At 64.3% G+C, this 19,300-nt stretch carries 14 protein-coding genes; 6 read left to right on the top strand and 8 right to left on the bottom strand.

Annotated elements, in window-relative coordinates; translation table 11 throughout:
- On the bottom strand, window positions 1-6,016 hold a 6,016-nt coding region (locus ACG2LG_RS21820), incomplete at its 3' end, for an SdrD B-like domain-containing protein (protein ID WP_396262645.1).
- 177 nt (window positions 6,017-6,193) lie between these two features.
- On the opposite strand from ACG2LG_RS21820, the gene ACG2LG_RS21815 reads away from it, so the two are divergent.
- The 4 genes from ACG2LG_RS21815 (at window position 6,194) to ACG2LG_RS21800 (ending at window position 9,584) form a co-directional block, all read left to right on the top strand.
- A complete protein-coding gene (locus ACG2LG_RS21815) occupies window positions 6,194-6,442 on the top strand; it encodes a hypothetical protein (protein ID WP_396262643.1) in 249 nt (82 codons plus the stop codon).
- A gap of 127 nt (window positions 6,443-6,569) precedes the next feature.
- A complete protein-coding gene (ilvB, locus tag ACG2LG_RS21810; protein WP_396262641.1) occupies window positions 6,570-8,297 on the top strand; it encodes a biosynthetic-type acetolactate synthase large subunit in 1,728 nt (575 codons plus the stop codon).
- Window positions 8,298-8,407: 110 nt separating this feature from the next.
- Window positions 8,408-8,947, top strand: coding sequence for an acetolactate synthase small subunit (gene ilvN, locus ACG2LG_RS21805; RefSeq protein WP_396262639.1), 540 nt, complete (start codon window positions 8,408-8,410; stop codon window positions 8,945-8,947).
- A gap of 43 nt (window positions 8,948-8,990) precedes the next feature.
- The gene (locus ACG2LG_RS21800; RefSeq protein WP_396262637.1) at window positions 8,991-9,584 is read left to right on the top strand and encodes a lamin tail domain-containing protein; all 594 of its coding nucleotides are present in this window, start codon (window positions 8,991-8,993) and stop codon (window positions 9,582-9,584) included.
- 266 nt (window positions 9,585-9,850) lie between these two features.
- On the opposite strand, the gene ACG2LG_RS21795 is transcribed toward ACG2LG_RS21800, so the two are convergent.
- Together ACG2LG_RS21795 and ACG2LG_RS21790 are read right to left on the bottom strand one after the other, a co-directional pair.
- Window positions 9,851-10,831, bottom strand: coding sequence for an alkaline phosphatase D family protein (locus ACG2LG_RS21795; RefSeq protein ID WP_396262635.1), 981 nt, complete (start codon window positions 10,829-10,831; stop codon window positions 9,851-9,853).
- A gap of 52 nt (window positions 10,832-10,883) precedes the next feature.
- A complete protein-coding gene (locus tag ACG2LG_RS21790; protein ID WP_396262633.1) occupies window positions 10,884-11,282 on the bottom strand; it encodes an NINE protein in 399 nt (132 codons plus the stop codon).
- A gap of 113 nt (window positions 11,283-11,395) precedes the next feature.
- Between ACG2LG_RS21790 and ACG2LG_RS21785 the strand changes: the two genes are divergently transcribed.
- On the top strand, window positions 11,396-11,758 hold the full coding sequence (locus tag ACG2LG_RS21785) for a Dabb family protein (RefSeq protein ID WP_396262631.1): 363 nt from the start codon (window positions 11,396-11,398) through the stop codon (window positions 11,756-11,758).
- Window positions 11,759-11,811: 53 nt separating this feature from the next.
- Here the strand turns inward: ACG2LG_RS21785 and ACG2LG_RS21780 are convergent, their stop codons facing one another.
- The 5 genes from ACG2LG_RS21780 to ACG2LG_RS21760 form a co-directional block, all read right to left on the bottom strand.
- The gene (locus ACG2LG_RS21780) at window positions 11,812-12,822 is read right to left on the bottom strand and encodes a GYF domain-containing protein (protein ID WP_396262629.1); all 1,011 of its coding nucleotides are present in this window, start codon (window positions 12,820-12,822) and stop codon (window positions 11,812-11,814) included.
- 97 nt (window positions 12,823-12,919) lie between these two features.
- Entirely contained in the window at window positions 12,920-14,743 is a 1,824-nt protein-coding gene (gene typA / locus ACG2LG_RS21775) for a translational GTPase TypA (protein WP_396262627.1), read from the bottom strand.
- Between the two features lie 109 nt (window positions 14,744-14,852).
- Window positions 14,853-15,818, bottom strand: a complete 966-nt coding sequence (locus ACG2LG_RS21770; protein WP_396262625.1) for an NAD(P)/FAD-dependent oxidoreductase — start codon at window positions 15,816-15,818, stop codon at window positions 14,853-14,855.
- A 219-nt stretch (window positions 15,819-16,037) separates the two neighbouring features.
- On the bottom strand, window positions 16,038-17,603 hold the full coding sequence (locus ACG2LG_RS21765) for an NAD(P)/FAD-dependent oxidoreductase (protein WP_396262623.1): 1,566 nt from the start codon (window positions 17,601-17,603) through the stop codon (window positions 16,038-16,040).
- Between the two features lie 39 nt (window positions 17,604-17,642).
- A complete protein-coding gene (locus ACG2LG_RS21760; protein WP_396262621.1) occupies window positions 17,643-18,419 on the bottom strand; it encodes a GYF domain-containing protein in 777 nt (258 codons plus the stop codon).
- A 187-nt stretch (window positions 18,420-18,606) separates the two neighbouring features.
- On the opposite strand from ACG2LG_RS21760, the gene ACG2LG_RS21755 reads away from it, so the two are divergent.
- Window positions 18,607-19,206 (top strand): prolyl oligopeptidase family serine peptidase, encoded by a 600-nt coding sequence (locus tag ACG2LG_RS21755; RefSeq protein WP_396262619.1) that lies wholly within the window; start codon window positions 18,607-18,609, stop codon window positions 19,204-19,206.
- The last annotated feature ends 94 nt before the right edge of the window (window positions 19,207-19,300 follow it).

Below are 19,300 nucleotides of genomic sequence, written 5' to 3'. Positions count from 1 at the left end.
CCGGGCTTTCCTCGCCCGGCGCGATGACGATCGGCGTGATGTCGCCGATGATGTCCAGGTCGCCGCCGTCGACGTCGCCGAAGCTGTCGTAGCCCTGGGGCTGGGTCTGGCCGACCTGATAAGTCCCCGGCGGCAGGTTTTCGAAACGGTAGGATCCGCCGGGCCCTGTCGTGGTGGTGATCGGCTGCACTCCCGGGGTGCCGGGATCGCCATCCACCGGATCGCCGAACTCGTCGAGCAGGGTCAGCGTCACGCCCGCGAGCGGATCGCTGCCGACGAAGACATGGCCGCTGATGGTGCCGAATTCGACTTCCACGAAGTCGCGACCGCCCACATCCTGCCCCGGAGCCACCGAGATGGCGGTAACGTTTCCGATCAAATCCGGATCACCTCCATCCACGTCGGACACGCTGCCGTAGCCGGACGGCTGCGTTTCAGCCACCTGATAGTCACCGGGCAGGAGGTCGATGAAGGAGTAAGAGCCGTCCGCGAGGGTCGTGGTCGTCACCGGATTCCCGCCGACCAGGACGGGGCCGCCGAGTGCGTCGAGCAAGCCGAGCAGCACGCCGGAAATTCCGGTGTCGCCGGTGCCGTTGCCATCGATGTCGGCCCATACGGTGCCGGCGATGGAGCCGAACGGGACTTCGACGAAATCGTTGCCCGTGTCGTTCTCGCCGTTGAACACACTCACCGGGATGAAGTCATCGGTGGCGTCGGCATTGGCGGCATCATCCGCCGGGGAGGTGGTATCGCCGTCGGTGACGGTCGCGTAACCGGTCGGCTGGGCTTCCGCGAGGCCGTAAATCCCCGGGGGGACGCCCGTGAAGACATAAGCGCCACTGCCATTCGTAAGCGCCGTGATGGGCTGGACTCCCGGCGTCCCTGAATCCCCATCAATCGGAACCCCCGCGCCATCGGTGAGCGTGACGACCACCCCCGCGATCCCGGTGTCACCGGCTCCGTTCCCGGTGGTGTCGGCCAGCACCGACCCGGAGATCGTGTTGAGCTGCTCGTCGAGGAAATCGTTGCCCGCGTTGGTTTCACCCGCGACGACGGTGATCGGTGTCTCGTCGCCGACGATGTTGTTGTTTGCGCCATCGACGTCATTCACCGAGATGAAGCCGCTGGGATCGGTCTCGACGACCCGGTAGTCACCGGGCAGCAGCCCCCCGAAGATATATTCTCCATCGGCATTCGTCACGGCGGTCGTCGGCTGCACGCCCGGAGTGCCCGGGTCACTGTCGATGTCGCCGCCGGAGGCATCCTTCAAGGTCAGGGTGACCCCCGCGAGTGGTTGCTCCGGGAGGTCATCGTTGTCGATGTCGACCCGGACCGTTCCCGAAACGGCTCCCGCCGGCACGTAGCCCGCGTCGATGTCCGTGATGTCCTGCCCGGAAATCACGGTGACGGTGGCGGTCGTGCCATCGGCACCGGCATCACTGTCGGTGTCGGCGCTTCCCGCTCCCTCGGGCGAGCGCAGGTGCCCGCCGACGGCGGCGAAGCCGACGACATAGTCGCCCGGTGCCAGCCCGGGGAAGCCGTAGGCCCCGTCCACCCCGCTGGTGGTCGTGGCAACCGGATCATCATCGTCGCCGTTGCCGGGAAGACCGTCCGGACCGAAGCCGGGCCGGAACAACTCCACGGTCACGTTGTTCAAGCCACTCTCGCCTCCGTCCTGCACGCCATCGGCGTCCAGATCCTCCCAGACGAAGTCACCGATCGAGCCGGTCTGATAATAGCCGGCATCCAGGGTATCATTTGTCTCGCCACTGGTGAGCGAGAAGTCCGCCGTGCGACCGGTCCCAGCCACCGCATCACTGTCGGTCGAATCCGTCCCCTGGTCCGCGCGGGTTCGCTCGTAGCCCGAGGCTGCAGCAAAGCCGAGGTAGTAGGTGCCCGGGAGCAACCCAGAAAAATCGTACGACCCGTCAGCGGCGGTGGTCGTCGTGGCCACAATGCCATCGCCGACCGCGTTGAACAGGGTGACTTGGACGCCACCGAGCCCGGGTTCACCGGAATCCTGCACCCCGTTGCCGTCGGCGTCCTCCCAGACGAAGTCCCCGATCGAGGCACCGAGGGAGTAGCCGAAGTCGACATCCGTCCGGGCCTGGTTGGCACTCAGCGAGAAGGTCGCGGCGTTGTCCAACGCGCCGCTGAGATCATGGGTCGGCACCGAGCTCGGCGGCAGGCTCGCGGGATCGACCCGGGCCGTGTAGATTCCAGGCACCAGGTTTCCGATCAGGTAGCCACCGCTGCCGTCGGTCACGCCGGAGGGCTCGCTGGCCGGATCGAAGACACCGTTGCCGTTGATGTCGAGATAGACGGTGACCCCGGAAATCCCGGACTCGCCGCCATCCTGAACGCCGTCACCATCGGTGTCGGTCCACACGATATCACCGAACGAAGCATTGGCCGTGTAACCGAAGTCGACATCGATCGCATCCTCGCTCACCCCCAGCGTGCGGCTGGCCTCGTGATCAAGCCCCCCGTTGAGGTCGTAGGTCTGGCTGGCTCCCTGAGGCAGGGTGCTGATCTCGATCCTCACCGAATAGGTGCCGTCCGCCAGATTCTCGAAGCGGTAGAGTCCGTCGACATCGGTGTAGGTCAGCGTTTCCACACCCTGGTCAAAGCGGTTGTCATTGTCGGCATCGATGTAAACGAGCACGCCTTCGATTCCCGGCTCCCCGGGGTCGCGGACGCCGTCGCCATCACGGTCGTTCCAAACGAGATCGCCCAGGGTCGCGTCGTTGCGGTAGCCGAAATCCACATCCGTCCGGCTCGAGCCGGAAAGCGTCGCTTCCGCCGTCGCATCATTGAGCGGGTCGGTCAGGTCGTAGGTTTGGACATAGCTGGCGGGGACCGTCGAGGCGTCGACCCGAACCAGATAGTCACCATCGAAAAGGTTGCCGATCGAGTAGAGCCCATCGCCATCGGTCACGTCGGAGGGCTCGTTGGCATCGAACCCACCGTTTCCGTTCGAGTCGATGTAGACCCGCACGTTGGCGATCCCGGACTCGGATGGTGTCGCATCGCTCAGATCGTCGAAACCCGAGATCGCACCGTTGCCCGTCACGTCGATTCCACCATCAATCACCTGGAAGCCGAAGATCGATCCATCATCGAAACTCGAAATCGACCCGTTGCCGGTGATGTCCACGTAGCCGTCGATGATCTCGTAGCCGCCGAGAAACCCGTCGTCACCCGAGCCGACACCGCCGCTGTTGTTGATGTCGATGCGGCCGTCGTAGATGTCGTAGCCTTGGTCCACCAAGCCGTCCCCATCGAGATCCTCCCAGACCAGACCTCCCATCGAGAGTGATCCCCGGTATCCAAAGTCGAGATCATCGCGGTGTTCGACGCCCGACAGGCTCACCGATCCCTCGTGATCAAGCGTGCCGTTGAGATCGTGCGTCTGTGTGGCCCCTGCCGGCAGCGTGCCGGTATCGACGCGGACCTCGTAGGTTCCCGGATCGAGATTGCCGATGAAGTAGCTGCCATCGCCGAAGGTGACCGAGAAGGGCTCGCCGGAATCGAAGCCGTTGTTTCCATTGAGGTCGAGATAGACGCGCACGCCGTTGATTCCCGGCTCGCCGGCCTCCTGCACGCCGTTGCCGTTGAAGTCCGCCCACACACGGTCGCCCACGCTGGCACCGATCTTGTAGCCGAAATCCACATCCGTCCGGTCCGCGGCCACCGCCAAGGCCGCCGTCGCTTCGTGCGGGGTGGTCGTGCCGTCGAGATCAACGCTTGGTCCGAAGCGGGGATCCAGCGCGGCGATGTCCGCCGGACTGACCCGCACGACGTAACTCCCGCCTGTCAGTCCCGTCAGGAGATAGTCTCCGTCTCCAGCGGTCACATCCGAAGGCTCGCCGGGATCCATGGCACCGTTGCCGTCGAGATCGGCCCAGACCGTGACCCCATTCAAACCGGGCTCTCCGGCATCCTGCACGCCGTCGCCATCGACATCGTTCCACACCCGGTCACCAAGCGTGCCGTAGAGGATGTCCTTCGATTCGATGGGGATCACCAGTCCATACGGGGAAATCTCCACCTCGCCGGTATTCACCAGCGATCCGGAAGCCGGAGTCGGGGAAACGGCCGCTTCAAAGGAGACTTCGACCTCCTCGCCGACGCCAAGCGAGCCCACGATCGCGTAGCCGGCCCCATCCAGAGGAAAGGCCGTGCCGGAGCCGTCGTCCGGCAGACTGATCCAGCCCTGCCAGACGCCGCCCACCAGAAAACGATAACGGGCCGAGCCGGGAACATAGGTTACATCCGCAGGCAGGTTGTCGGTCACCGTGAACGGCCCCGGGATCGAGGTGCGGGCCGTGTTTACCGTCCGGATCCGGTAGTCCAGCACGTCGCCGGCACTGATCTGACCGTCGCCATCGACGTCATCGCCCAGCAAGGCCTGCTTGCCCGACGCGCCCTCGCGCAGGGGCGGCACCAGCGCCGCCACATCGAGACCGGGCTGACCGCCCTGAGCGATCGCGGGATCCTGGCCCCACACCGCGGCGATCCGCACGGCCGGATCCAGGGTGTAGATGAGCATCCCGCTCTGGTTGCCATCGGGATCGAACAGCTTGAGCTGCACCAGTTCCCGCACGTCGTAGTGAACGTCATAATTGTTGCCATTCGGGTCGGTGAGCGATCCGGCATTGTCGCCGTTGTAATCGACATACACCCGGGCCGGCGTGTCGCCATTCCCGACCGTGGTCATCCAAACCGGGTTGCCGTTCTCGTTCGGATTGACGTCCGAGTAGGGATCCCGGCCGATACCCAGGCTGACGAGCGCCTGGGTGGTCAGTGACGGACGGCCGACCAGCGTGAAACCTCCGTCCCACGCCTGGTTGTTCCCCGCTGCATCATCCGCATCGATCGTGCTGACGGCATAGAATTCATCGGGATCCGCTCCGGTCGTGTAGAAGCGGTAGGCACCGAAGTGCGTCGAACCATTGCCCTCGGACATCACCACCCGGGCATTGCCGCCCGCGGGGACGCTCACCGTGCCGGTCACATAGCTCGAATCACTGTCACGGTAATCATAGGCAACCGTGATCGGCGAGGCCCCGGGATTGTAGAGGAAGGTTACCGTGCCCCCGCCAGCCCCCGTCGTCACCGGCGCGTAGTAGTCGCTGGCCCATCGGTAGGTCGGCAGCAGCATGGTGTCGCGACTGGCGTAGTTCGATCCCACCGTCCCGGTGAACAGCACCGCCTGAACCGGGTGGTCGGACAGAATCCGGGCCCCCGTGTCGATGCCCTCGTAATACGCGGTTTGCCCCTCGGCGAGCACCACGTTCTCCTCGAAGGTTCCATCGTTGTCCTTGTCGATCTGCACCGAGGCCCCTTTCCTCCCGGCACTGATCGACACCGCCACGTAGCTGAAGCAGTCCTCATCGAAAGTCAGGTTGCCCGAAGCCGTGGAGGTCGGCATGTCCTCACCGACCGGCACCCGGTATTCGGTCCCCCACAGTCCATACTCGAAAATCTCCACACATCCGGCCAGCAGCGTGTTGGTGCCGGCGGGGAAGCAGGTCTTGGTCAGGGAGATGGGCTTGAAGGACGCCACCTTGTCCCGCGCGTCGAAATCCACCACCTCGCCCAGGGTCGTCGTCTCGACGAAGTTTCGAAGATCGAAAACCGTGCCCGCCGCGATCAGGTCGGCGGCATTGCCCGGCGGATAACCGTTGGAGGGATCTCCATCGCCGTAAATCCGCGTCGTTGCCTGGACCGGATTCGTGATGTCGGCCTCGTAGCCATCCTCCCAGTGATCGTAGTAGATCACCGTGTCGTCGGCCACCGTCGAGAAGGTGACGAAGACAGCGAGCGGGTCACCGGCCACCGAATTGATCGCATCGAAGCCCGCAAGCTGATCGTCCTCGGAGAACGGAATATAAAAAACCTGCGTGGGCGGCGGATTCTGCGCCACCGCCGGGGATAGGACGGCGAAGCACAGGCTCAGCAACAGCGACGGAAACAGCAGTTGTCCGCCGGAACGGTTGATTTTGGGGCTCATGATTGGGGAAGTCTGGGGGTGAACGCTCTCTCCCACGCCGTCGAAGCGACCGACCAGGCAAGGCGCGTAAATGGCAATAACGGGGCGGTTGATTATTAAGTTTTATGAATTATTCAAGAAAGTTTTTGAATTACGCGATCGCGGGCTTTCCCCGATCTCGTTACCCCTTGCGGGCTCATGGACGCGCGGCTTCTCCGTCCCCAGCTGGCCGAACTGGCCCGAAACGGGCTGTTTGTCGGCACCTCGTCCTGGAAGTATCCCGGCTGGCTCGGCCAGCTCTACGAGGAACCGCGATATCTCACCCGCGGCCGCTTCAGCCACGCCCGCTTCGAGCGCGAATGCCTCGCCGAATATGCCGAGGTCTTCCCCACAGTCTGCGTCGACGCCTCAATTCTTTCCTCATTCCGCGATGATCCAACCCCCTGAGGTGGATGCTTTTGCGTTTTTCGGGATTCATCCTTCATCAAAAGTCCAAACTTGTCGAAATGAAGGCGATTTTCGAATTGCTATTTCATGGAAAAAAGGTCCTTTTGCCTCTCAACCGCTACTTTTCATGAGCACAACCTCTCTCGACGGCGCCCAAGCACTCATCAAGACGCTCGATGACCTCGGAATCGAATACATTTTCGGCTACTCCGGCGGTGCCGCGATTCCGATCTTCGACGCGCTCGAAACGGTCGATACCCGGATGAAGTTCATCCTGGTCCGACACGAGCAGGGTGCCGTGCACATGGCCGACGGCTACGCCCGCGCGACGGGCAAGCCGGCCGCCGTGCTGGTGACCTCGGGCCCGGGCGCGGGCAACACGGTCACGGGCCTGATGACCGCCCAGATGGACTCGGTGCCGATGATTGTCCTCTGCGGCCAGCAGGTGACCTGGATGCTGGGCAAGGATGCGTTCCAGGAGGCCGACATCTTCGGCATCACCATGCCGGTGGTGAAGCACAACTACCTGGTCAAGGAAACCAACGACCTCCCCAAGATCGCCCGCGAAGCCTATCACATCGCCACCACCGGTCGCCCCGGCCCGGTGCTCATCGACATCCCCAAGGACATCTCCTCGGCCGAGTTCCATGGCGACATGGAGGCCGAAATCGACCTCCCGGGCTACCATCCGGAAGAGGCCTTCAAGATCGACGCCGCCGCGGTCGAGGAGGCCGTCGAGATCATTGCCCACTCCCGCCGCCCGGTGATCCTCGCCGGCCAAGGCGCGATGATCTCGCGGGCCGGAAAGGAGCTCATCGAACTCGCCGAGACCCTCGGCTGCCCGGTCACCACGACCCTGCTCGGAAAAGGCGTCTTTCCCGAAACCCACGAACTTTCCCTCGGCATGCTCGGCATGCACGGCACCGCCTACGCCAACAAGGCCATCGTCGAGGCCGACCTGATCCTGAACGTCGGCTCGCGCTTCGACGACCGCATCATCGGCAAGCCTCACATGTTCGGCCGCAACGCCAAGATCATCCACATCGACATCGATCCGGCCGAGATGAACAAGATGATCCAGCCGCACGTGCAGATCATCGGCGACGCCAAGGCCGCCCTCAACGAACTCAACGTCCGCGCCGACCGCCTCGACACCGGCGAGTGGCTCGACAAGCTCAACGGCTACAAGAAGAAGCACCCGCTGACCTTCCGCAAGCAGGGCGGCCTGCGCATGCAGCAGGTCATCCAGGAATTCTACCTGCAGACCCAGGGCAAGGCGATCGTCTCGACCGACGTCGGCCAGCACCAGATGTGGGCGGCCCAGTTCTTCCTCAACGACAGGCCGCACGAATGGCTCTCCTCCGGCGGTGCCGGCACCATGGGCTTCGGCTTCCCCGCCGCCATCGGCGCCCAGTTCGCCTGCCCGGACAAGACCGTGATCGCCTTCTGCGGCGACGGTGGCTTCCAAATGACCCTCTTCGAACTGGCCACCGCCGCCATCCACAAGCTGCCAATCAAGATCGTGGTGCTCAACAACCACTACCTCGGCATGGTCCGCCAATGGCAGGAGCTGTTCTTCGAGAACCGCGAGTCCGGGGTCGACCTCATCGGCAACCCCGACTTCGGCAAGCTCGCCGGCGCCTACGGCATCCCGAGCGTGAACATCAAGCGCCCCGCCGACGTCTCCCGCATGGTCGCCAAGGCCCTCGACTACAACGACGGCCCGATCCTGATCAACGCTGAGTGCGTCAAGACCGACAACGTGTTCCCCATGATCCCCGCCGGCGCCGCCCTCGAGGACATGATCACCGAGCCGCCCAAGCACCAGATGGCCAAGCCCACCGGGTCCACCTGAACGGCCTGCGGCCGAATTTCGAATTCCGAAACACGAATGTCGAAACTTCCTCCGGCACAGCCCGCCACACACCACTTGGAACCTGGAACTTCATACTTGGAACTTTCCCCATGAGCACCACCGTCGTCACCACCGACACCCCCGTCGCCCCACCCACCAAGCAGACCGCCCACACCCTGTCGGTCTTCGTGAACAACAAGGCCGGCGTCCTGATGCGCATCTGCCAGGTCTTCGCCCGCCGCGGCTTCAACATCGACTCGCTGGTCGTCTCGCAGGGCCGTGACACCCGCTATTCGCGGATGACGATCGGCATCTCGGGCAGCCCGGGCGGCCTCGAACAGATCATCAAGCAGGTCCACAAGCTCATCGATGTCATCCACTGCTTCGAGCACACCTCGGAGGAGTCGGTCACCCGCGAGCTGCTGCTGATCAAGATCAAGTGCTCGCCCGAGGAGCGCTCGCATGCCCTCCAGATCGCCGAGCATTTCGGCGGCAAGACCGTCGACCTCACGCCGACCTCGATGATCGTCACCATCCATGGCGGATCCCGCAAGATCGACTCGGCGATCGGCATGTTTTCGCAGTTCCAGATCATCGAGACGGTGCGCACCGGCAAGGTGGTCATGGCGCGGGGCGAGCAGCTGACGTGAACAGGCGAAAGTGTCACCGGGAATCGATTGGACAATCGGCACGGTGACTGCTGTCATCGAACGCCAGATGAAGGAGATTCAAGCTATCCCCTCAGCTCTCGTCATGACGTCGATGGCTTCAATGGGAGCAATCGTCGCTACCGAAGTGGGGAACAATGCACCTGGGACCGACAGCGATAACGAGTATGTCGTCATTCTCAATACTGGGGCCTCGAGCATCGATCTCACCGACTACGACATCGCAGATGCGGGTTTGAGCTGGGATGCCATTGGATCCATCACGATTGGCGCAGGACAATCTCTGGTGATTTCCACAGGAGCCAACCAGGCGACGCTGGAATCGGAGTGGGGCCAGTCAATCCCCGGTGGAACTCTGTTCACGATCGTCTCCGGACTCGCAGCATTCAACAACACCGGCACCGAGGAAATCTACCTGAGGGACGAAACCGACACCACGATCTACTCATTCACCTTCACCACAACGCTGGGAGACGACTCCCCTCCCACGGCGGTCGGGCTGGGCCCAAACGGCGGAACGGGTGGTGCATCGGTCACCCCGTTCTCCACCATTCCCGAGCCCACCATCGCCCTGCTCGGTGGTCTCGGTCTGTTCGGCCTTCTTCGCCGTCGCCGCTGAGTCGGCGACCGCTTCTTGTCTCAGGCCCGGTCGGTCCCACGCCGCCCGGGCTTTTTCATGGGTGATGCCTCGATCCGGTTGGCACCACGCGTGGCTCGTGCCGCACACGCCTGCTCTGGCATTCGGCGGTGTCTCCACTGGCCCTGCCGCCTCCACGAGACGGAGCCCATTTCTTCCGATCGATCGAAGGGGCAGAAAGAAGCAGCGCCGCCGCTGCGGACTTCTCTCAACAGGCGTGCGCGGCAGGAGCCACGCGGTCCTTGCCGCTACCGCACCAACTCGAAGCTCACCGCACGCTGCGGCCTGCCCTGCTCGTCGCGGATGCTGGCGGTGATCACCGGCTCCTCCCGGCTCCAGTCGATGCTCAAGGCTCCGAAATTCGCCCCGCGGAACATCCGGCCCTCCCGATACCGGTTGGGCTCATCACCGTCACCCAGCGGGAGATTCAGGCTGCTCGAGGTGATGTCGTAGAGCGGATACCCGACGCTTTCCCGATCCAGCGAAATCTCGGCGACGTGTCGGTCACCGCTCAGAATCAGCACCGGCGGAACGTCCTTCCGCGCCAGCAGTTCGAGTAGGCGCTGCTTCTCCTTCGGAAAATTCTCCCACTTCTCCCAGCGGTGCTCGCTGGCCAGCACCTGGATGGACGACACCAGCACGTTCACCCGGGCCTCGCTCCCGGTCAGCATCTTCTCCAGCCACTGCCACTGCGAATCGCCCAGCATGGCCCCGTCGGATCCGACCGGATCGCGGAAATACCGGGTGTCGAGCAGGATCACCCGGACCATCTGACCGGGCGGACCGTAGTCCTCGACCGAATACACTCCCTCGCGTTTCCGGCGCGGGCTGTTGGCCGGGACATCGAGGAAGTCGAGAAACACCTGCTGCGACTCCGCCCGCTTGGGATACTCCCTGCCCGCATCGTTGGCGCCGTAGTCGTGGTCGTCCCAGGTGCCGGTCACCTGCGAGATCGCACGGATCTTCGCGTAGCCGGGATGCTCCCTTGCGACCCGGTACTTGTTCCACATCACCTCCATGTCCTCGGTGTCGCCATAGACGTTGTCGCCCATCCAGATGAACACATCCGGTTCCAGTCCCGCGATGGTTTCCAAAGCCGGAGCCGGCAGCGTCTCCTTGAAGCAGGAGACGAAGACCATCTCGTCGACGAGGTCGGACTTCACCGGCGGCTCGGCGAACCCGGGAAGAATGAGAGAGGCAAGAACGGCGAGGCGAGAGGTGACTTTCACCCCGCCATTCATGCATTCCGCATCGCGATGGCAAGCCCGTGCTTGCGACAACTCAGCCCACCCGGTTTCTCTCGTCGATCTGCCCGTTGAGCGTCAGGTAGTCGTAAAGGTATCCGATGAGAAACAAGCCTCCGGTAAACAGCCACAGCAGGCCGGTCCAGATCTTGCCCATGTAGAAGCGATGGATGCCGAGCGGACCGACGAAGGTCTGGCACAGCCAGGCGACCGAATAGTCGTAGGGCCCGGAAGCGTAGCGTTGGCCCGCCTTGCGCGACATCCCGGGGATGAGAAACAGGTCGATCAGCCAGCCGATCCCCAGCAGGCCCAGCGTGAAAAACCAGATCGTCCCGGTGATCGGCCTGCCGAAGTAGAAACGGTGCGACCCGGTGAACCCGAAGATCCAGAGCAGATACCCGATCGCCTTGCTGTGGGTGGGCGAAGTGTTCGTCATGCCGCCATCATGCCCCTTGCCCGCCGCAATTCCATGGGAATCCGGCATCGGCTTTGGAACGGAGGGTGAAACGGAATGACAGATCAGGTGGTCCGGGCGGGTTCTTATCGACCATGCGATTCCTCGTTCCCATCCTCGCCCTGATGACGCTCGCCACCTCCGCCCTCGCCGATGGTGAATACCGCCACATCGTCTGCTTCAAGTTCAAGCCGGGCACCCCGCCCGCCGAGATCGAACGGATCGAGAAGGAGTTCGCCGCCCTGCCGGAGAAAATCGACACGATCACCGCCTTCGAGTGGGGGACCAACGTCAGCCCGGAGAATCTCGACAAGGGATTCACCCACGCCTTCCTCGTGACTTTCAAGGACAAGGCCGGCCTCGAAACCTACCTGCCCCACCCGGCCCACAAGGCCTTCGTCGAGGGCCTCAAGCCCCACATGGAGGACGCCTTCGTTTTCGACTACGTGGCCCGGTAGCTGCGGCTTCCAGCCGCAGGCAGTCACGGCGGCATCCTTCCGCCTTCATCTCTCTACGGTTCCACCACAAACCCGGGCGAGCGCACCGTCACGGCAACCTCCGGCCGATCCTCGGCAAACCGGCGGGCAGCCGCCTCGGTGACCCCCGTGCCGATCAACTCCAGCTCGGACAGCCCCCGCATCTCGTCGAGGATTTCGAATCCCTCATCCGAGATCCGGCAGTTGGTGAGGTAGAGTTTGCGCAGCCCCTTGAGGTCCTTCAGTTCTTCCAGCCCGGCATCCGTGACCTCCAGAGGAGTCCCGGCACGCGGCCTCACCCCTCCGGCATCCTCGTCATCGCCACCCGTGATCACTCCGATGCTCAGCTCGCGCAACTCACCGAAACCGCCAAGCACCTTGAGCCCCGCGTCGGTGATCTCCCCGCTGCCAAGATACAGCACCTCGAGATCGGTGAGGCTCTTCAGCATGGCGATCTCCACGTCGCTTGTCGGAGTTGAACTGAAGTCCACCTTGAAGGGATTCTGGCTGACCTTCGCCCCGGCCTCGACCAGGGCCGCGATGACTTCCTCACGGCTCGCCCCTTCCAGCGCCAGGGCGGGATTTGCTTCGCGCGTCGCCTTCTCCGCGGCCGCTGCCACGACCGCCTGCCGGTACTCTTCCGCCTGTGCCTCAGCCTCGGCGATCGCCTCCTTCCGTTTCTGGGAGTGCGAATAGACGAAAATACCACCGCCGATCGCAAGGACCGCGATGACCACGAGGATGATGACGACCGGGCCGACCGAGGACGGCTGGGAAACGACCACGGGCCGGGTGGCGGCCGCCGCCGTCGGTTGGACCGCAGCGGTCCGCGTTCCCCCGAGCGCCGAATGCCGCTGAAGGGCCTGGATGGGTGGCGCGGGTGGGGGGGCGATCTCCGGAATGCCACGCACCGTGCCCCACTCCTCGCCATCCTCCGGCATGGCCGGCGTCTCGCGGGTCACCCGGTGCTGCCGGAGCATCTCCCGGATTTCCTCGACCGAATGAGGCCCGGTGCTCTCTCCATCGACGGCGAGCCAGTATTTCATCGCACAAGCTCACCACCTGTGGCCCGCCCGACAAGCGGAAAGCCCGCCTGCCCGCTGGTGACCCCCGATTCGGCGGCTTGAAAAGCCGCTCTCGCCATCAGGCCTTCGCCGCCTTCGCCATCCGCTTACGCTCGTTCGGATCGAGGATGCGCTTGCGCAGCCGCAGGTGGTTCGGCGTCGCCTCGACCAGTTCGTCCTGCTCGATGTACTCGATCGCCCGCTCGAGCGAAAACTTCTTCGGCGGGCTCAACTTGGAAGTCTTGTCCTTGCCGGCGGAGCGCATGTTGTCGAGGTGCTTCTCCTTCACCGGGTTGACCGGCAGGTCGTCGGCGCGCGGGTTTTCGCCGATCAGCATGCCGGTGTAAACCTCCTCGCCGGGACCGACGAGAAGAATGCCCCGCTCCTCCAGAGCCTGCAGAGAGTAGGTGGTGGTGACCCCCTTCTCCATCGACACCAGCGTGCCGGTGATGCGCGTGGTGATGTCGCCGGCATGCGGCGCATACTCGCCGAAGAGATGGCTCATGATGCCGTGGCCCGAGGTCAGGTTCACCAGCTCACTTTCGAAGCCGATGATGCCACGCGTCGGGATCTTCGCCTGGATCAGGGTCCGGCCGCTGGCCTCGACCTCCATGTTCTCAAGCATGCCCTTGCGGTTGTTCAGGGCCTTGAGGATCGCCTGCGAGTACTCGTCCGGCGCCTCGACGTAGAGCGTCTCGAAGGGTTCCAGCAACTGGCCACCCTCGTCCCGGCGGTAGATCACCGTCGGCCGCGAAACGAGCACTTCATAGCCTTCCCGGCGCATCGTTTCGACCAGCACCGCGATCTGCATCGCACCGCGCGCGGACACGTTGAACACGCCGGACCGGTCGGTCTCCTCGACGTGAATCGAGATGTTGGTCTTCACCTCGCGCATCAGCCGCTCAAGGATGGCACGCGAGGTCACGTGCTTGCCGTCCTTGCCGGCCAGCGGGCCGTCGTTGATCGAAAATTCCATCTGCACCGTCGGCGGATCGATCGCGACAAAAGGGAGCTGCTCGGCATCCTCCGTCGCCGCCAGCGTGTCGCCGATGTCGATGTCCTCAATGCCCGCCGCGATGCCGACGATCCCGCCGGCGCTCCCGCCCTCGGAGTCCTGGGTTGCCAGGCCCGAGTAGGAGAAGGTCTTGAGCACCTTGGAGTGCTTCCGGGTGCCGTCCTTGCGCAGCAGCCAGACGTTGTCGCCCTTCTTCACCGAGCCTCCGAGCACCTTGCCGACCGCCACCCGGCCGACGTAGTCGTCCCACTCGATGTTCGAGACCAGCATGGAAAACGGGGCGTCCTCCTTGGCCGCCGGCTCGGGAATGTATTCGACGATCTTCTTGAGCAGCGGCGTGCAATCGACCCGCTCGTCGTCGGGCGATTCCATGAAATAGCCGTCGCGCGCCGAGCCATAGAGAAAGGGCGCCTCGAATTGGTCCTCGCTGGCGTCGAGATCGAGGAACAGCTCCAGCACCTGGTCGTGGACCTTCAGCGGGGTCGCCAGTTCGCGGTCGATCTTGTTGATCACCACGATCGGCTTCAGCCCCTCCTGCAGCGCCTTGCGCAGCACGAAGCGCGTCTGCGCCTGCGGCCCGCCGGTCGCATCGACCACCAGCAGCACGCCGTCGACCATCTTCATCACCCGCTCGACCTCCGCGCCGAAGTCGGCGTGGCCCGGGGTGTCGACGATGTTGATCGTGTAGCCCTCCCAAAGGATGGCCGTGTTCTTGGCCTTGATCGTGATCCCCTTCTCCTTTTCGAGGTCCATGGAATCCATGGCACGCTCCTGCTTCTCCTGGTTGTCGCGGTAGGTGCCGCCGGCCTGCAGGAGTTGGTCCACCAGCGTGGTCTTCCCGTGGTCGACGTGGGCGATGATGGCGAGGTTGCGGATATTCAGGGACATGATGAAGGCGGAAACGCCGCGGCCCTATGGGGCCAAAGCGCACGCTTGGCAAGGCACAAGGTAGCTGCGGCATCCTGCCGCAGGCCGTTTCTGCGGCTTCCAGCCGCGGTCAATCCACTAGCCCCCCCATCCATCGCCCCAGCTCCAACTCCGACTCGATCTCGGTGCCATCCACGATCCACTCCGCCAGCCGCCGCGCCACGCCCGGCGCATACAGCGAGCCCTTCGAGCCGAGACCATTGAACACCACCTCACCCCCCACCTTTCCGATCAGCGGCATGCTGCGCCGCACGATGGGCCGGACCCCGGCCTCATGGGCCACCACCTCGAAATTCTCCCCGCCCAGGGTCCGGACGATCTCCTCCACGCGGGCCCGGCCGGCGGCGGTGGGCTCACCATCCAGTTGATCCCACTCGTAGGTCGCCCCTGCCTTGAAAAGCCCACCGCCCACCGGCACCAGCCATCCGCCACCGCCGATCAGAATCCTCGACTCATCGCCACCGGGCATCCGCACCGTCAGAATCTCCCCCTTCGCGCAGCGATGTTCCCCGAGTCGGCCCTCCACCAGGTCAAACATCCCGCCGCATCTCACCACCCTCCCCGATTGGAAATCTGAAGTCGGAGATCCGAAACTCTCCTCCGTGGCCTCACAAAACGCCCGCACGTCGACCCGGCCACCCCCCTTCAAGGTCACGGCCGCACGCCAGCCTTCGATGTTCTCCTCCACCCGCTCCACCCACCGGGCCACCGCCGGCAGTTCCAGTTTCCGCGCCACCTTAGCCCAGTCCTTCTCCCCGACGAGGCGCACCACCGGATGGGGAAACCAGAGCGGCTTCCCGAGTTCCCGGCCGATCCGCTCGAAGAAGGCCACCGACTCCGGCAGAAATTCCGCGATCCGCCAGCTCGGCTGGAAGTTCTTCCCGGTGACCGGATTGATCAATCCGGCGGCCACCCGTGAGGCCGCACCGGGGCGGTGGTCATCGACCAGCCGCAGCTCCACCCCGCGCTCGCGCAGTTGCCAGGCGAGGCAGCAACCTGCCAGCCCGGCACCCACGATTTCCAACTTCTGCCGCATGCCTCGTATCTACTGCAACCAGACCCAGCTCACGATGACGGAATGAGCTGCACCAACGGCGCGCCCGTTCTGTTCGTAGTTCCCCCTTTAGGGGGCCGCATCGTGCGAGGCGCACAACCCGCAAGGAAGACCTCCTAAAGGAGGAACTACGTACGCCTCTGGCCCGCTTCCGGGGTATGCAGTTTCCCCTTCGAGGGGCCGCACAACCCAAGCCAGATCTCACAAGCACCCGTCCACCGCCTCCGCCACGCGCATCCCATCGAGGGCGGCGCTCACAATCCCACCGGCATACCCCGCCCCCTCGCCGCAGGGGAACAGCCCCGAAATTTCAGGATGCTCCAGCGTTTCCGGCAACCGCGGAATTCTCAGTGGCGAACTGGTACGGGTCTCGAAGCCCAACAGCAGGCCATGCTCTCCCGCATAACCGCGGATCCGGCGGTCGAACAGCCGCAGCCCCTGCTGCATCCGCTTCACGATACCTCTCGGCAGCAGTTCGTGAAGCGGCGCCGGATTCCCTCCGGGAAAATAACTCATCTCCGGCAGCTCATTCGAGATCCGGTTGCCGAGGAAGTCCCTCACCCGCTGCCCCGGCGCCACCTGCCCTCCGCCACCGGCCCGCTTCGCCGTGCGCTCGAGTTCCTTCTGGTAGGCAATGCCCGCCAGGATCCCGTGCTCCTTCTCGAAAGCAGCCACATCTTCCGGCTCCACCGTCACCACCAGGCCCGAGTTGGCAAAGGGCGAGTTGCGCCGGGCGAGGCTCATGCCGTTGACCACCACCTCGTCGTTCTCGGTCGCCGCCGGAACGATGAAGCCGCCGGGGCACATGCAGAAGGAATGCACGCCACGCCCATCGATCTTGGTCGCCAGCGCGTAACGTGCGGCCGGGAGCAATTCCGGGCGTCGCTCGTCCCGCCTCAAATGGTACTGGCAGGCATCGATGAAGGGCTGCGGATGCTCGATCCGCACCCCCACCGCGAAGGGCTTGGCCTCCATCAGGATCTCCTCGCGGGCAAGCAGTCGATAGATGTCCCGCGCGCTGTGACCGGTTGCCAGGATCACCGCCTCACCCGTGACCTCGTCGCCGTCGGCCAGAACCACGCCACGCAGTCCCCGCTCCCCTTTCAGCAGGCCCGTCACCTTCGCCCCGAAACGCACCTCCCCGCCCGCGGTGCGGATCGACTCCCGCATCGCCATCACCACCTTCGGCAGCAGGTTCGAGCCGATGTGCGGGTGAGCGTCGACCAGGATCCGCTCCGGCGCGCCATGGGCGACAAGCACCTCGTAGATCTTCCGCACCGGTCCGCGCTTGGTGGCCCGGGTGTAAAGCTTGCCGTCGGAAAAGGTTCCGGCACCGCCTTCGCCGAAGCAGTAGTTCGAGTCCTCGATCACCGTGCCCTTGCGCAGGATGGGGGCGAGATCGAAGCGACGGGCGCTGGCGTCCTTGCCCCGCTCGAGCACGATCGGCCTGAGTCCCAATTCCAGGCAGCGCAGGGCGGCGAACATACCCGCCGGACCGCAGCCGACGATGATGACCCGCCTCGCCTCGCGCGGCAGCGGTGGCGCGTCCCATTCCGGGAGGACCTCGTCCGGCAAGGGTCCGTCCAACCCCACCTCGAGCCGCAGCTGCACTTTGACCGGTCGCTTGCGCGCATCGATCGAGTGCTTGATTAGGCGCACCTCCGCCACCCGCCGGAGTGGCACCTTCAGCCGCCTGGCCGCCGCCCGCTTCCAGGCATCGGGATCCTCCGACGCTTCGAGCGGCAGGATGACGTCGACGGTTTCCACGCCGGCAGCATCAGCCGGGCGACCGCCACCGGGCAACCCTCATTGCGAGGGAGTGGTGGCTGGCGCGGTCTTAATCTCCTCCCACTGGTTCTTGAACTGCTGGAAGCTGCCGTTGTCGTGCATTTCCTTGATCGCGGTCAGGCCGAACATGAAGAACAACACGAAGTAAGCCACCACGCCCAGCCAGTAGAGCACCGCCAGGATCCAACCCCAGACATCAAGTTTGCGGGTGTAGACGTATCCCGGAGGACAGGCGATCAGCCGGTAGTTCAGCCACAGGTTCAGAAGGGGCACCAGCAGACCCGGCAACCACCACCCGCTCATCCCGATGTTCTGGAAGCGCTTCACCGTGATCGCGATCACCAGGATGGGAATGACCAGAACGATCAGCGGGGCGAACCGCCCGAGGTCGGGACCGAGGGCCGACTGCACATGGGGCATGACCGTGCCCAGGCCAAAGGCCAGGATGGTCGGCAGTACCGTGACTCCAAGGATGTAGCCCAGACGCGGGGCTCCCGGCAAACTGAGCTTCGTCTGCTTTTCGCCGAAGTCGAAGCTGCCGCTATCCGCCAGGGAATCCTCCGGAGGGGTGTGGCCACCGCCTTCCTTGGACTCCGGTTCCTCCGGCTGGTTGCGCTCGAAAATTCCGTCCACCTCTCCAGCCGGCACCCAATCGGTGAGATCGCCGCCCGTCACCAGATCCGTGCGCGGCTCCAGCCGGCCCGCCCGGGCGGATTCGACCAGGGTGTCGAAATCGACGGGACCGAAGCGCTGCCCGCCGCGCGAGACCCACCACTCATCCTTCGTTTCGGCCATGAAGCTTTATGTATCCTGAATATCCAGGCGGGTCAATTTCCTCCTCATCCGCCGGCTTGCGCGTGCCGCCCTCACCTGCCGGAATGGCGGGGTGAAACTTCTCTTTGCCACCCTACTGATGATTGCCCCTCTCCCAGCCGAACCCACCGAATCGCGAGCTCGTTTCAAAGTCCCGTCGGGCACCGACATGCCCTACCTGTTGTTCGAGCCGGCGCCTGCCCTCATGCCGCCCGACCGGAAACGCCCGCTCGTCGTGTTTCTCCACGGCTCCGGGGAACGCGGGGACGACCTGGACAAGGTCAAGAAGCACGGGCCGCCGGCGCAGTTCATGAAGGGCGACGGACTCCCCTTCGTGCTGCTGGCACCCCAGTGTCCGCCCGGGGTCTGGTGGAATGCCGACGACGTCATCCGCCTCGTCGAGAAGGTGATCCGTGATCACGACATCCATCCCGCGCGGGTGCATCTGACCGGGCTCAGCATGGGCGGCTTCGCGACGTGGGCGATCCTTGCAAAGAAGCCCGACCTCTTCGCCTCGGCCGTGCCCATCTGTGGCGGAGGTGATCCGGAAACGGTGGGACGCTTCAAGCACATCCCGATCTGGGCCTTCCATGGGACGGCGGACGAGATGGTGGCGGTGAGCCGCACCAAGGCCATGGACGAGGCCCTCCGGGCCGCCGGCGCCACGGATTTCCATGCCACCTACTACGACGGGGTCGGTCACGACAGCTGGACCCGGACCTACGAGAACCCGGCGGTCTATGCCTGGATGATGCAGCGCAGTCGGTAGTCCGCCCCGTACGGACCGCGAGCTTGAGAGGCTGTCGGGAAACGCGGAGCTTTTTGGATGAGGCCTTGGCGGGTAGTTTTTGGCATGGCGCAAT

The sequence above is a fragment of the Haloferula sp. A504 genome, from assembly GCF_044385805.1.
In the GTDB taxonomy this organism is placed as follows: Bacteria; Verrucomicrobiota; Verrucomicrobiia; order Verrucomicrobiales; family Akkermansiaceae; genus Haloferula.
Note: the sequence above shows the minus strand (reverse complement) of the source record. Positions and strands in the feature narration are given on the sequence as shown.